A 13,070-nucleotide genomic window follows, 5' to 3' on the forward strand; every position below is an offset into this window, starting at 1 on the left:
TTTAAAGATTATTAATTTGCGTAATTATGACACAAATATATGTTTTAATTAAATACTAGCAAAATTAATTTGCGTTTTTTTAACACAAACTAATTAAATATTTGATTTACAGTAAATTATATTTCAAATATTATTCCCTTCTCTTTTAAGTGAAAGTATCTTTCTTGATTAAACTTGAACAAATTTGCAGGCCTTCCAGACCCTTTTGATATCTTTTCTTCTAATTCATCTAGTACGTTTAAACTAATAATTTTTTTTCTGAAGTTCCTTCTATCAATTTTTCTTCCTAACAATGTAGTATACAACTTTTCTAAATCTGAAAAAGGGAATTTCTTATCAAGTAACTCGAAACCTATAGGTTCATAAGTAATTTTTCCTCTTAACCTTTGGGTCGCAACATTTAATATTTCTTTATGATCAAATGATAATTTTGGTAAATCATCAATATTAAACCATTGAACTTCCTCTGCATCAGTCGAAGCAGAAATTGAAAAAACATTAGGTCTTACTAGACCAAAATATGCTATTGACACTATCCTTCCTCTGGGATCTCTATCTGGCTTTCCAAATGTGTAGAGCTGCTCCAAATAACTAATCTTAATTCCTGTCTCTTCTTGTAGCTCTCTTTCTACTGCTTTCTTCAAAGATTCATTCTCTAAAATAAATCCACCGGGTATAGCCCATTTTCCCTTATATGGTTCATACTTCCTTTTAATCAATAGCACAGAGATAATGCCATCCTCATAACCAAATACAACAGCATCCACTGTTAATCTTATCTTTTGATTTCCCATATGTGTAATTTGTACACAAAAATAGCAATTTAATTTTTTAACAATTCCCTAAGTTTTTAATTTCTATAGATTTGATACCTTAGTTGTTTCAACAACTAACAATCATTTTCACATGAAGAGATTATTATTAGTAGCCTTGATCTGCTCAATGGCTATTCCCTCAGAAGCAACTGCACAAAGAAGGAAATCAAAAAGAAACAAAAAAAACCAAACAACTCAAACCAACAAACCCAAGCCTAAAAAGAAAAATGGGTATGCGAGTATCGTTAATAAAAATACGAAGACCGACAAAGGGTTGTTTGACGTGCACGAAACTAAAGGAAAATACTACTATGAGATTCCAGATAGTTTTCTAGGTACTGAAATGCTTTTAGTTACACGACTCAAAGAAATTCCTGGAGGATTGGGCGGCGGATATGTAAATGCCGGTTCCAAGGTAAACACACAAGTAGTCGTATGGGAAAAGTTTAAGAACAAACTATTACTGAAAGTACGTTCTTATAATGCAGTGGCCGATGATTCTCTACCTATTTATAAATCGGTAAAAGCGAATAATTTAGAGCCTATTATTTATGCCTTCCCTATAAAAACAGTCAACAAAGACTCTACTGCTACACTGGTAGATGTTACCAAATTCTTCTCTTCTGATGTGAAGGCTATTACAGGTATTCCTGCAAGTTTTAGAAGACGTTATAAGGTACGTAGATTAGATGCAAGTAGAAGCTTTATCAATTCGATAAAGAGTTATCCTAAAAACATTGAAGTAGTGCAGGATTTCACCTTTGACGCTGACACACCACCAAGCAACCGTAGTTCTAATACCATTACGGTACGTGTAAATCAATCGATGATCTTACTTCCCGAAAAGCCTATGATGCCAAGATTATTTGACGCAAGAGTAGGATATTTTACGGTAGGAACGGTAGATTATAACTCAGAAAAACTAAAAGCGGATAGCAAACGTTATATCCGTCGTTGGAGATTAGAACCAAAAGATCCTGCTGCCTATGCCAGAGGAGAATTAGTAGAACCCGTAAAACCTATTGTTTATTACTTAGATCCTGCTACTCCAGAAAAATTGAGAAAATATATTAAGCAAGGTGTGGATGACTGGCAAAAAGTTTTTGAGACTGCTGGATTCAAAAATGCCATCATGGCAAAATATCCACCTACGAAAGAAGAAGATCCTGAATTTAGCCCAGAAGACATTCGTTACTCCGTAATTCGTTATGTGGCAAGTACTACGCGAAACGCAGTAGGACCCAGTGTATCAGATCCTAGATCGGGAGAGATTATTGAAAGCGATATTATTTGGTATCACAATCATTTACGTTCTTATAGAAACCGATATTTGCTAGAAACAGGAGCAGCAAATCCATCAGCTAGAACCTTAGATACTCCGGATAAGGAGATTGGGGATATGATGCGTATGGTAATTGCTCATGAAGTAGGACATGCTTTAGGATTACCGCATAATATGGCAGCTAGTTATGCCTACCCTGTGGATTCTTTGCGTTCTGGGCCTTTTACGCAGAAATATGGTATTGCAGCAAGTATTATGGATTACGCTAGGTACAATTATATCGCTCAACCTGGAGATAAAGGGATTCGTTTTATTCGTCAGTTAGGACCTTATGACCACTACTCTATCAACTGGGGATACCGTGTGATTCCGAATGCTACAACTCCTGAGGATGAAGTAAAAACCTTAGATAAATGGATCGCTGCAAAAGCAGATGATCCAAAGTATCTTTTCGGAGTACAACGAAGAGGCGCTTTCGATCCAGCCTCGCAAACAGAAGGTATTGGAAATGATCAGGTAAAAGCAAGTACTTATGGAGTGAAGAATTTAAAATATGTTGCTCAAAACCTGTCAAAATGGACTTCGGATCAAACGAATAATTATGGTGACCTCAATGAACTATATGGAGAATTGTTAGGCGTATGGAGTCGCTATGCAGGTCACGTCACTGGCAATATAGGAGGTATCTATGAGCGCAATAAAAAACCTGAGCAAAATGGTGATGTATATGTGAACGTATCTAAAACAAAGCAAAAAGAGTCGATGAATTGGTTACAGAAAAACGTATTTACTACTCAGAAATGGTTAATGCCGAAAAATATTTTGAAAAACATCAATCACACGGGCTACGCACAACGTATGTTGCGACTACAAAACAGACAATTGTATAGTCTTTTAAGTGGAGGTAGATTGGAACGAATGATGAATGCTGAAACTACAGAAACCAATTATTATTCAGCTGTAGATATGGTTCGCGACCTAAGACGTGGCATCTTCTCGGAAACAGCAGGACAACGTAATGTAGATGTATTTAGGCGTAACCTTCAGAAATCTTTTATAGAAAGAATGGGCACATTAATGACTACAAGAGGCGCTCAAAATTCAGATCTAGTCTCTATTGTAAGAGGTGAATTGAATGTACTTAAGAGTCAACTGAGAACTGCAAGTAACCGAGCAGTAAATAGGATTACCAAATATCACTACAGAGATGGAGTTGCAAGAATTGACGCTATTTTAGATCCGAAAAAATAATTCATCTTTTAGCTAAAGTTATTTTACCTATTGCGCATTCTAAACAACGTTTAGAGGCGCAATAGTTGTTTTTAAGCTGCAATAAACCCTGACTTTCTAGAGCATTTTCTGGTTGAATAGTAAGTTCAGAAAACTTAGTTAAAATACGATTCTTTTCCGGTCGAATGCTGGAAATAAGAGTGATCATAGCCTCTACATTCAACTTTCCTAAACTTTTAAAGTAATGATATTTTATAGGTAAAATGGTGTTTATAACTAACAGATCTATAAACGATTTAGTGATCTTCTTAGCACTGAATGCACTCTTTTTACCAAAGGTAAAATGACATTTCCAATATGAATCAACATTAACATTAAACAAGTTATAATAATCTTCTATTGTTTCCGCTTTTAATATTAAAGAAAATAAATACCCATTTCCAGCATACAAACTTACGAGTTGCGCTATTCGAATAGTTGGAAAATTATGAGGTCGCATTCTAAAGAATTGTAACCGTCCTTTGTCTATTCCCCTCAGTTTATATTTATGACATAGATACCTATACTCCTCTTTTAACTTTACATAAAAGTCATCTTCTAGTTCATCTTCTAACAGTCCACCTTGACCGAATAATAATGCAGCTAGTTTAAATGGATCATGCACCTGCTTTCTTACAATTGACATTTCCATAGATTGCGCCATCATTAACATAGCATCCCCGTTCACACGAGACCCAAAGCCTCTTGCTAACATTTGAAAAAATACTGCCTCCCAATCATTTTTTGACCTATTCAGCAGCCCGTTTATAGTATCCAATTTTTGTTCAAGTCTTTCAAAATACAAACGTTCTAGCCAATTTTTTAACACAAACGATGGGGTTTTTTGGATGTGATTTTCGCATGGTATCCATCTCGAATCGGACTTATACAGCATGGTGTATTTCAAAAGTAATGCCTTAGATACAAAACTACTAAGTTCTAATGTTGGTAATGGCCTGTTGTCTTTCATATAAATATCTACATCGTGATTCCAAACGACATGCAGTATAATAGCGTCGTAATTCGAATCTTCTTCGTGTCTGTGATGATACCAATCAGATGCATTTATATGGATCTCTACATTCCCTACCCACTTCTGGTTATTAATTACTAGCTCGCTTTGCAAGAAATCGGGACCAGCGTTCGTATTATACTGGCCTGGTTTTACAATATAAATACGCTCTTTTTGTACGGTATATATTGTTGACGACGCATATAGACCATAACGCCATATATAATGGAGAAAATCTTCTTTCATAGTTTTTCTTTTCAAGATACAAAATTTCGAAAAACAGTATCTATATCACTATCAAAAATTATGATTATGAGAAATTAATAGCCGCTATAAATCATGTATTTTTGTAGAAAATAAGACAATATGAGTTCTATAGAAAGTTTACAATGGCGTTATGCCGTAAAGAAATTTGACAATACCAGATCTATTTCAGAAGATCAAATAGCCATCTTAAAGGAAGCTTTCAATTTAACTGCAACCTCATATGGTTTGCAACCTATAAAGTTAGTGATCATCAAAAATAAAGAGATCCAAAAAAGCCTTGTTGAGCATTCATGGAATCAGGAACAGGTTGCCCAAGCTTCTCACCTTCTGGTTATCTGTACTCAAAATATTGTTGATAAAGATTCTGTAGAGCACTATTTCAAAATGGTCAAAGAGATACGAAATACACCAGATGAAATCCTGGATCCATTTAAAAATTACTTATCAGACTCCATCTCCCAAAAAACAAAAGAAGAAATTAAAACCTGGGCAAAAAACCAGGCATATCTTGCATTAGGAAATCTATTGACTATTTGTGCATTAGAAAAGATAGACTCATGTCCGATGGAAGGATTTATTCCTGAAAAATACGATGAAACACTTAAACTTCAAGCTCAAAATTTAAGTGCTGCTCTAGTATTACCGGTTGGCTATAGAGCTGAGGATGACTTTATGAAAGATCTCAAAAAAGTGCGAAAAAGCATGAGTGAAATGGTGTTAGAAATACACTAGTTCTACCAAGAATTATATACCTTTGAGCTTCGTTAAAGTAAATCAAAAGTATTCATGAATTCAGACATTCGAAACCTAGAACCAAAAGCGCTTTGGAACCATTTTTCCGACCTTAATGCAGTACCTCGTCCTTCTAAAAAAGAAGAAAGAGTCATTCAGTTTATGGTAGATTTTGGTAAACAATTACAACTAGAAACTATGATAGATTCTGTTGGAAATGTGATCATTAAAAAACCTGCTTCTGCGGGAATGGAAGATCGAAAAACTATTGTCATGCAGAGCCATTTGGATATGGTACATCAAAAAAATTCGGATACTATTTTTGATTTCGATAACGAAGGAATAAAAATGCTTATTGACGGCGATTGGGTAAAAGCTGATGGTACCACTTTAGGAGCAGACAATGGTTTAGGCGTAGCGACCATCATGGCGATCTTGTCTTCAACAAATATTGAACATCCTGCAATTGAAGCTTTATTTACCATAGACGAAGAAACCGGAATGACCGGTGCTATGGGGTTAGAAGGTGGTATATTAGATGGTGAAATATTACTAAATCTGGACACTGAGGAAGATGATGAAATCGATATAGGTTGTGCAGGCGGCGTAGATGTAACGGCTACCCGAACATACGCTTTAAAAGATACTCCCGAGCAATCTATTGCATTCAAAATTTCGGTGACTGGTTTGAGTGGAGGGCATTCAGGAATGGATATTCACAAAGGTCTTGGGAATGCAAACAAGATTATGAATCGACTGTTGTATAACGGATTTGAACATTTTGGTTTGCGAATTACTGCTATTGATGGTGGTAGCTTGCGTAACGCTATTCCAAGAGAAAGCTTTGCCATTATTACCATTGATGAAATATCAAAAGAACCTTTTTTGTTTGAAATTGACGAACTCATTTCTACTATCAAAGAAGAGTTCTCAACTATTGAATCCAATCTCAGCATCGTTGTTGAGCCTACCAAATTACCCGAACATGTTATGGATCTTGGTGTTCAGGAAGGTCTTATAAAATCAATTTATGGGGCCTTAAACGGCGTTTACAAAATGAGTGCTGATATGGAAGACCTTGTGGAGACTTCTAATAATATTGCTCGAGTTATCGTAAAGGATGAAAACATTACTATTGGTTGTTTAACGCGATCTTCATCAGAATCATCAAAATATGACTTGGCAAATTCGCTACGTTCTACTTTTGAATTAGCTGGTTTTGACGTAGAACTTAGCGGTTCATATCCAGGTTGGCAACCTAATGTAGATTCAGAAATACTAGATGTTTTGTCTAACTTATATGAACAATTGCATGGAGAAAAGGCTCGCGTAGTTGCTTGCCATGCTGGGTTGGAATGTGGAATCTTAGGACAGAATTATCCAGAAATGGATATGATTTCATTTGGCCCTACCATCTTAGGAGCACATTCTCCAGATGAACGTGTAAGCATTTCATCAGTGGTGAAGTTCTGGAAATTCGTGGTAGAAATCCTCAAGAATGTTCCTAAGAAATCATAACATCGCTTTTGTTGTAGTAATTGTTTAAAAACTTCAATAAAACAAATCTAACATTCTGTTTTTCAGTGTTTTAAATTTTAACTTTTTTGTTAACATCTTTGGTTTTTAAAAACAGTAATTAATTGTAATTTTACTAGTTGAAAACGGTATTTCTTAATGGGTAAAATTATTGCAATTGCAAATCAAAAAGGTGGCGTAGGTAAAACAACTACTTCTGTAAATTTAGCAGCTTCGTTGGGTGTTTTAGAAAAGAAAGTATTGCTTATAGATGCCGATCCTCAAGCCAATGCTTCATCAGGCTTAGGTATTGATGTTCAAGAAGTTGAACATGGAACCTATCAAGTATTAGAACACACGGTTTCTGCGAAAAAAGCCATTCAGAAAACAACATCTCCTAATGTAGATATTATTCCTGCGCACATAGATTTAGTTGCAATAGAGATTGAACTAGTAGATAAAGAAGAGCGAGAGTATATGTTGAAACGTTCTTTAGAAAGTGTAAAAGGTGATTATGATTATATATTGATTGATTGTGCTCCTTCATTAGGCTTAATAACGTTAAATTCTTTGGTAGCTGCCGATTCGGTGATCATTCCTATCCAATGTGAGTATTTTGCCCTTGAAGGCCTAGGAAAGCTTCTGAATACTGTAAAAAGTGTACAAAAAATTCATAACCCAAATCTAGATATAGAAGGTCTTTTACTTACTATGTTCGATTCCAGATTAAGACTATCAAATCAGGTTGTAGATGAAGTACAGACACATTTTAGCACTATGGTTTTTGACACAATTATTAGAAGAAATACACGTTTAGGAGAGGCACCTAGTTATGGAGAAAGTATTATTGCCTATGATGCTACAAGTAAAGGTGCTGTAAATTACTTAAATTTGGCAAACGAACTCTTAAAAAAGAATTGAGATTATGGCTAAAGCCACGAAAAAACAAGCTTTAGGAAGAGGCTTATCAGCATTATTAAAGGACACAACAGATATCAACTCTGTTAGTGACAAAAATGCGGATAAGGTAGTGGGAAACATCATTGAAATTTCGTTGAATGAAATTGAAGTCAACCCATATCAGCCCAGAACATATTTCGATGAAGAGGCATTACGTGAATTGGCTTCCTCTATTAGAGAGCTAGGAGTAATTCAACCAATAACAGTAAGAAAGCTCAGCGGAAACTCTTTTCAATTAGTTTCTGGAGAACGCCGTTTTAGAGCGTCAAAACTTATTGGCAATACTTCTATTCCAGCATATATTAGGATTGCAAATGATCAAGAGATGCTAGAGATGGCATTGGTCGAAAACATTCAGCGCAAAAATCTAGATCCAATCGAAGTGGCTTTATCCTATCAAAGGTTGATCGATGAAATCAACTTGACTCAAGAAGAATTAAGTGTTCGTGTTGGTAAGAAAAGATCAACAGTTACAAATTACCTTCGATTGTTAAAGTTAGACCCTATTCTTCAAACGGGAATGCGAGATGGATTTATTTCTATGGGACATGGAAGGGCCATTATCAATGTAGAAAATAAAGAAGAGCAATTAAATATCTATGAGAAGATATTACAGGAAAAATTGTCGGTTAGACAAACCGAAGAACTTGTAAAAAACCTAAAGAGCGGTGGAACTTCTAGTAAACCAAAAAGAAAAGTTGTTCCTAAGTACATTAAAGACAGCATACAAGACATTAGTTCCTTTTTCGGCCACAAAGTGGATGTCAATGTGACCTCTAAAGGAAAAGGGAAATTAGTGATTCCATTTCATTCTGAAGAAGATTTTAATAGAATTAAAAACCTATTAAAATAAGTGTGTAAAGTTAGGATCATACTTGTTCTTTTGATATGTACCGTATCAATCAAAGCTTTTTCTCAAAAGGACTCTACGGCAGTTAAAGGCGTTAAGGTAAAAGGTAAAATCGAAGTCACCGATGACTTTTACAATCCTTTATCTCCATCCAAAGCTGCGTTTTATTCAGCTATTTTTCCTGGTATGGGGCAGATTTATAACAAAAAATACTGGAAAGCTCCAATTGTTTGGGGAGCCATGGGAACCAGCATTTACTTTTATCTTGATAATAATAGTGAGTACAAAAGATTTAGACGAGCTTTTAAACAGCGTAAGGCTGGCTTACAAGATGAATTTACCTTAGATGATGGTAGTCAATTGATTTCAGAAGATGGCTTGGTAAATGCGCAGAACATATTACGGCAGAATCGAGATCTTTCTTTATTAGCGACGATCGTATTATACACTTTACAAATAGTTGAAGCCAGTGTAAATGCGCACCTAATGCAATTTAACACCAACGATAATTTATCCTTTAAGCCGGTGATCATTCAAGACCCTTCTATGGTGTATGCACCTACGCTTGGGATGTCTTTTAAACTTACTTTTTAGATGAAAATTGCATTACTCGGTTACGGAAGAATGGGTAAAGAAATTGAAAAGATTGCTTTACAAAGAGGTCATGAAATTGTATTAAAGGTTTCTAAGGATTCTTCATATGATATTTGCAAAGCGGATGTAGCTATTGATTTTAGTATTCCAGATGCTGCCTATGGCAATATTTCAAATTGTATCAACAATAATATTCCTGTTATCTCTGGCACGACGGGTTGGTTGGATCATTATGACGCAATAGAAAAGTTATGTCTTGATAAAGAAGGAGCTTTTATTTACGCTTCAAATTTTAGTTTAGGAGTCAATATCTTTTTTGAGTTGAATAAGCAGCTGGCTACACTGATGAAGACAGTTGAAGGCTACAACACTTCAATTGAAGAAATTCATCACACAAAAAAATTAGACGCACCCAGTGGTACTGCTATTACACTTGCCGAAGGCATCATAGAAGATTCGGAAAAAACAGCATGGAAACTTGATGGCAAAGCATCTGAAAATACCATTCCGATTGCAGCAAAAAGAATTCCAGGTGTGCCCGGTACACACACCATATCGTACGATTCTGATATTGACAGTATCGAGATCAAACATACTGCTCATAATAGACAGGGGTTTGCCCTTGGAGCAGTAGTTGCAGCTGAATGGCTACAACATAGAAAAGGAGTTTTTACAATGAAAGATGTGTTAAACATTGGTTAAAGAATGTAACTTATTTGTTACTTTGCAGCCTAACATCGAATAGAATATAAATAGTTAGATATGACGTTTACAGAATGGTTACTTTTTTTCTTAGGAGTACAATTGATCCATTTTTTTGGAACCTGGAAATTATACCAAAGAGCGGGGAGAAAACCTTGGGAGGCTTTAATTCCCATTTATAACGGATTTGTATTGATGGAGATCATAAAGAGACCACGTTGGTGGATTCTTTTATTATTTATTCCTATTGTAAACCTTTTGATGTTCCCTATAATTTGGATCGAAACTGCGAGAAGTTTTGGTTTTTTAGAACGTAAATACACCATACTAACACTCATTACTTTTGGACTCTTTTCGTACTACATCAGTTATGGAACGGAAGCTCCATATAGAAAAGACAGAGCATTAGATCCAAGAACGCCTTTAGGAGAATGGGTAAGCTCTATTGCTTTTGCTATTATTGCCGCTACAATGGTGCATACGTATTTTATGCAGCCCTATACCATCCCTTCTTCTTCCTTAGAGAAAACACTATTGGTCGGAGATTACCTCTTTGTGAGTAAATTTCATTACGGAGCCAGGGTGCCTATGACCACAGTTGCCGCACCCATGTTGCACGATACACTTCCTATAATCAATAAAAAATCATATCTATATGAAGATGATATGGAGAAGCGGGACCAGGCATTAGTGAACAAACTGCAGTTACCGTATATGCGTTTACCTGGTTTCCAAAAAATAAAACGTAATGATATCGTTGTCTTTAGCTGGCCGGCAGATACTGTACATCAGTTCTTTAAAACTCCGGATAAAAGGATCAGAAAACCTATTGACAAAAGATCTAACTACGTAAAACGTTGTGTTGGGATTCCTGGAGATTCTTTATCTGTGATTGATGGGTTTGTTTATATTAATGGAAAACAAACGGTATTGCCAGATCGAGCAAAATTGCAGTTCTTTTATACAGTATATTCTAGCAAAGGGTTAAGTACAAGAGAGCTTAAATCATATACGCAGAAAGAATTTGGGAGAGAATATGTTGTAAATTTTACGAGTAACGAGCAAATTAAAGCGATTAGTCCTTATGGAGCTCTTGAAAGAATTGAAGGAAATAAGTTTAAACTCTCAACTAGCTATAAAGGTGTCCCTAGAGAAGTTATAACGGGATACAATATCGATATAACAGAACTGAAAATGAAAGTTAGGTTAGCGAACTTAACTACTAAGATAGCGGAAGAATTAAGAAAAAATCCTGCTGTGGATAGTGTGGTTAGAAATATAAAGCCAAAAGGTTCTTATAACGGTTTATTTCCCCAAGACAAAGATTATAAATGGTCCCAGAACAACTTTGGACCTATATATATTCCTGAAGCGGGAAAAACGGTCGCTCTTAATGCTAAAACCATTCCTTTTTATGAAAAGATTATTGGAGAATATGAACATAATGACCTATTAGTTGATGGTGAAAACATTTATATCAACGGATTAAAAACGGACTCTTATACGTTTAAACAGGACTATTACTGGATGATGGGAGATAATAGAGATAATTCTGAAGATTCAAGAACTTGGGGTTATGTTCCTTTTGATCATGTAGTAGGAAAACCTGTAATGGTATGGTTTAGCTGGGATACAGAGACAGGTTCCATTCGTTGGGATAGAATGTTTACGACCGTTGGAGGGAATGGCGAGTTGGTCTCTTATAGATACTTGGTTTTCGCGTTGATTCTATCGTACATCGGTTATAGCGTTTTTAGAAGTCGTCGCAAAAAGAAGGCATAATCATGTCTTTGTTTATACCAACATACTTCTCTCCTGTTTCACAGTATTCTGAGATCATAAAATCTAACACGATCACTTTTGAAGTTGAAGATAATTTTCAAAAGCAGACGTATCGGAATCGTTGTTATATTTATGGAGCAAATGGAAAACAGCTTTTAAACGTACCTGTTTCTCATCCACCTTCACATCAAAGAAAAAAAACAAAAGATACGCTAGTAAGTAATGAATCTGATTGGCAAAGACATCATTTCAAGTCAATACAAATTGCCTATAGATCTTCTCCATTCTTTGAATTCTACGAAGATGATCTTGCTAGAATATTTACCAAAAAGTACAACTACTTATTGGACCTTTCCATAGATACTTTTCTTTTCTTTAATGATGCCTTGGAATTAGAGAAAAAATATGAAAGAACGGTAGAATATCTGGTTGAATCACCTTTACAAGATTTCAGAAGACTTGCCTGCGTAAAACAAGAAAAGATGCATTCATTTAAACCATATATTCAGGTTTTTGATGAGAAACACGGCTTCATAGAAAATCTTTCTATGCTAGACCTTTTGTTTATGGAAGGCCCTAACAGTTTCAGTTATTTGTAAAAAATAACGTACCTTAGTAAGGATTTTATTCCCCTTAAATAGCAAATTACTCCTGAGAGTTTTTTAACATTTATGGAATTTATTACTGAATTTGTCTCAAATCTTTCGTCTCTTTCTGAGTCTTCAAAGAACAAGTTTTTAAAACTATTAACTTTGAACTCTTATGAGAAAGGTCATGTTATTGCCGAACTTGGAGAAGTCCCTACAAATTTCTATGTCCTAAAATCAGGTATTGTCAGGTCCTATATTACTAATGATAGAGGCAAGGAATTTATCAGAACTTTTTTTGTCCCTGTTTCTAGTACGGGTTCGTTCTCTGCGCTTGTATTAGAAAAACCTTCCAGACTTACTTATGATTGTTTAACGGATTGCGAGGTATATTCTGGTAACTTCAAAGCGTTCAAAAAATTAGCTGCTGAGAATATTGATATTAGCAATATGTATGCAGCTGTTCTAGAGCGTATATTTATGCGAATGGAGAAACGAATTTTTGAACTTTCTGTGTTAGATGCAACGAAGAGATATTTAAATTTAAAAAAAGAAATTCCGGATATAGATAATTTAATTCCTCAATATCACATTGCTTCTTATTTAAACATCACTCCTGTGCAATTGAGTAGAATTCGAAAGGATTTATATTCAAAAAAAGAAAAGCCTTAACATAGGTTAACAACCAACGGATTTATTTTAA

Annotated in this window: 12 protein-coding genes; 10 read left to right on the forward strand and 2 right to left on the reverse strand. The window is 35.2% G+C overall.

What is annotated here, in order from left to right:
- Positions 1-116: 116 nt before the first annotated feature.
- Positions 117-794, reverse strand: a complete 678-nt coding sequence (locus tag RQM59_RS13175; RefSeq protein ID WP_349242585.1) for an NUDIX hydrolase — start codon at positions 792-794, stop codon at positions 117-119.
- Between the two features lie 112 nt (positions 795-906).
- Here RQM59_RS13175 and RQM59_RS13180 point away from each other — a divergent pair, with 112 nt between their 5' ends.
- Entirely contained in the window at positions 907-3,348 is a 2,442-nt protein-coding gene (locus RQM59_RS13180) for a zinc-dependent metalloprotease (RefSeq protein ID WP_349242586.1), read from the forward strand.
- A 1-nt stretch (position 3,349) separates the two neighbouring features.
- Here the strand turns inward: RQM59_RS13180 and RQM59_RS13185 are convergent, their stop codons facing one another.
- Positions 3,350-4,624 carry a DUF2851 family protein gene (locus RQM59_RS13185; RefSeq protein ID WP_349242587.1) on the reverse strand — a complete coding sequence of 425 codons (1,275 nt, stop codon included), beginning with the start codon at positions 4,622-4,624 and terminating at the stop codon, positions 3,350-3,352.
- A gap of 120 nt (positions 4,625-4,744) precedes the next feature.
- Here RQM59_RS13185 and RQM59_RS13190 point away from each other — a divergent pair, with 120 nt between their 5' ends.
- The 9 genes from RQM59_RS13190 to RQM59_RS13230 all read left to right on the forward strand — a co-directional run bounded on the left by RQM59_RS13190 (position 4,745) and on the right by RQM59_RS13230 (position 13,039).
- On the forward strand, positions 4,745-5,377 hold the full coding sequence (locus tag RQM59_RS13190; protein ID WP_349242588.1) for an NAD(P)H-dependent oxidoreductase: 633 nt from the start codon (positions 4,745-4,747) through the stop codon (positions 5,375-5,377).
- A 54-nt stretch (positions 5,378-5,431) separates the two neighbouring features.
- A complete protein-coding gene (locus tag RQM59_RS13195; protein WP_349242589.1) occupies positions 5,432-6,895 on the forward strand; it encodes an aminoacyl-histidine dipeptidase in 1,464 nt (487 codons plus the stop codon).
- Between the two features lie 156 nt (positions 6,896-7,051).
- A complete protein-coding gene (locus RQM59_RS13200) occupies positions 7,052-7,813 on the forward strand; it encodes a ParA family protein (RefSeq protein WP_349242590.1) in 762 nt (253 codons plus the stop codon).
- Between the two features lie 4 nt (positions 7,814-7,817).
- A complete protein-coding gene (locus RQM59_RS13205; protein WP_349242591.1) occupies positions 7,818-8,705 on the forward strand; it encodes a ParB/RepB/Spo0J family partition protein in 888 nt (295 codons plus the stop codon).
- Between the two features lie 30 nt (positions 8,706-8,735).
- Entirely contained in the window at positions 8,736-9,296 is a 561-nt protein-coding gene (locus tag RQM59_RS13210) for a DUF5683 domain-containing protein (protein WP_349242592.1), read from the forward strand.
- Positions 9,297-9,998 carry a 4-hydroxy-tetrahydrodipicolinate reductase gene (dapB, locus tag RQM59_RS13215; RefSeq protein WP_349242593.1) on the forward strand — a complete coding sequence of 234 codons (702 nt, stop codon included), beginning with the start codon at positions 9,297-9,299 and terminating at the stop codon, positions 9,996-9,998.
- Between the two features lie 60 nt (positions 9,999-10,058).
- Positions 10,059-11,780, forward strand: a complete 1,722-nt coding sequence (lepB, locus tag RQM59_RS13220; protein WP_349242594.1) for a signal peptidase I — start codon at positions 10,059-10,061, stop codon at positions 11,778-11,780.
- Between the two features lie 2 nt (positions 11,781-11,782).
- A complete protein-coding gene (locus RQM59_RS13225; protein ID WP_349242595.1) occupies positions 11,783-12,379 on the forward strand; it encodes a WbqC family protein in 597 nt (198 codons plus the stop codon).
- Positions 12,380-12,451: 72 nt separating this feature from the next.
- Entirely contained in the window at positions 12,452-13,039 is a 588-nt protein-coding gene (locus RQM59_RS13230) for a Crp/Fnr family transcriptional regulator (protein WP_349242596.1), read from the forward strand.
- Positions 13,040-13,070 lie beyond the last annotated feature (31 nt).

It is taken from the genome of Asprobacillus argus (assembly GCF_032248395.1).
GTDB classification, from domain to species: Bacteria; Bacteroidota; Bacteroidia; order Flavobacteriales; family Flavobacteriaceae; genus Polaribacter; species Polaribacter argus.

What these genes read in the sequence shown, in the direction of transcription:
- RQM59_RS13190 (WP_349242588.1), top strand. Translation starts at nt 4,745, where the DNA reads ATGAGTTCTATAGAAAGTTTACAATGGCGTTATGCCGTAAAGAAATTT.
- lepB (WP_349242594.1), top strand. Translation starts at nt 10,059, where the DNA reads ATGACGTTTACAGAATGGTTACTTTTTTTCTTAGGAGTACAATTGATC.
- RQM59_RS13205 (WP_349242591.1), top strand. Translation starts at nt 7,818, where the DNA reads ATGGCTAAAGCCACGAAAAAACAAGCTTTAGGAAGAGGCTTATCAGCA.
- RQM59_RS13230 (WP_349242596.1), top strand. Translation starts at nt 12,452, where the DNA reads ATGGAATTTATTACTGAATTTGTCTCAAATCTTTCGTCTCTTTCTGAG.
- RQM59_RS13225 (WP_349242595.1), top strand. Translation starts at nt 11,783, where the DNA reads ATGTCTTTGTTTATACCAACATACTTCTCTCCTGTTTCACAGTATTCT.
- RQM59_RS13175 (WP_349242585.1), bottom strand. Translation starts at nt 794, where the DNA reads ATGGGAAATCAAAAGATAAGATTAACAGTGGATGCTGTTGTATTTGGT.
- RQM59_RS13200 (WP_349242590.1), top strand. Translation starts at nt 7,052, where the DNA reads ATGGGTAAAATTATTGCAATTGCAAATCAAAAAGGTGGCGTAGGTAAA.
- RQM59_RS13185 (WP_349242587.1), bottom strand. Translation starts at nt 4,624, where the DNA reads ATGAAAGAAGATTTTCTCCATTATATATGGCGTTATGGTCTATATGCG.
- dapB (WP_349242593.1), top strand. Translation starts at nt 9,297, where the DNA reads ATGAAAATTGCATTACTCGGTTACGGAAGAATGGGTAAAGAAATTGAA.
- RQM59_RS13195 (WP_349242589.1), top strand. Translation starts at nt 5,432, where the DNA reads ATGAATTCAGACATTCGAAACCTAGAACCAAAAGCGCTTTGGAACCAT.
- RQM59_RS13180 (WP_349242586.1), top strand. Translation starts at nt 907, where the DNA reads ATGAAGAGATTATTATTAGTAGCCTTGATCTGCTCAATGGCTATTCCC.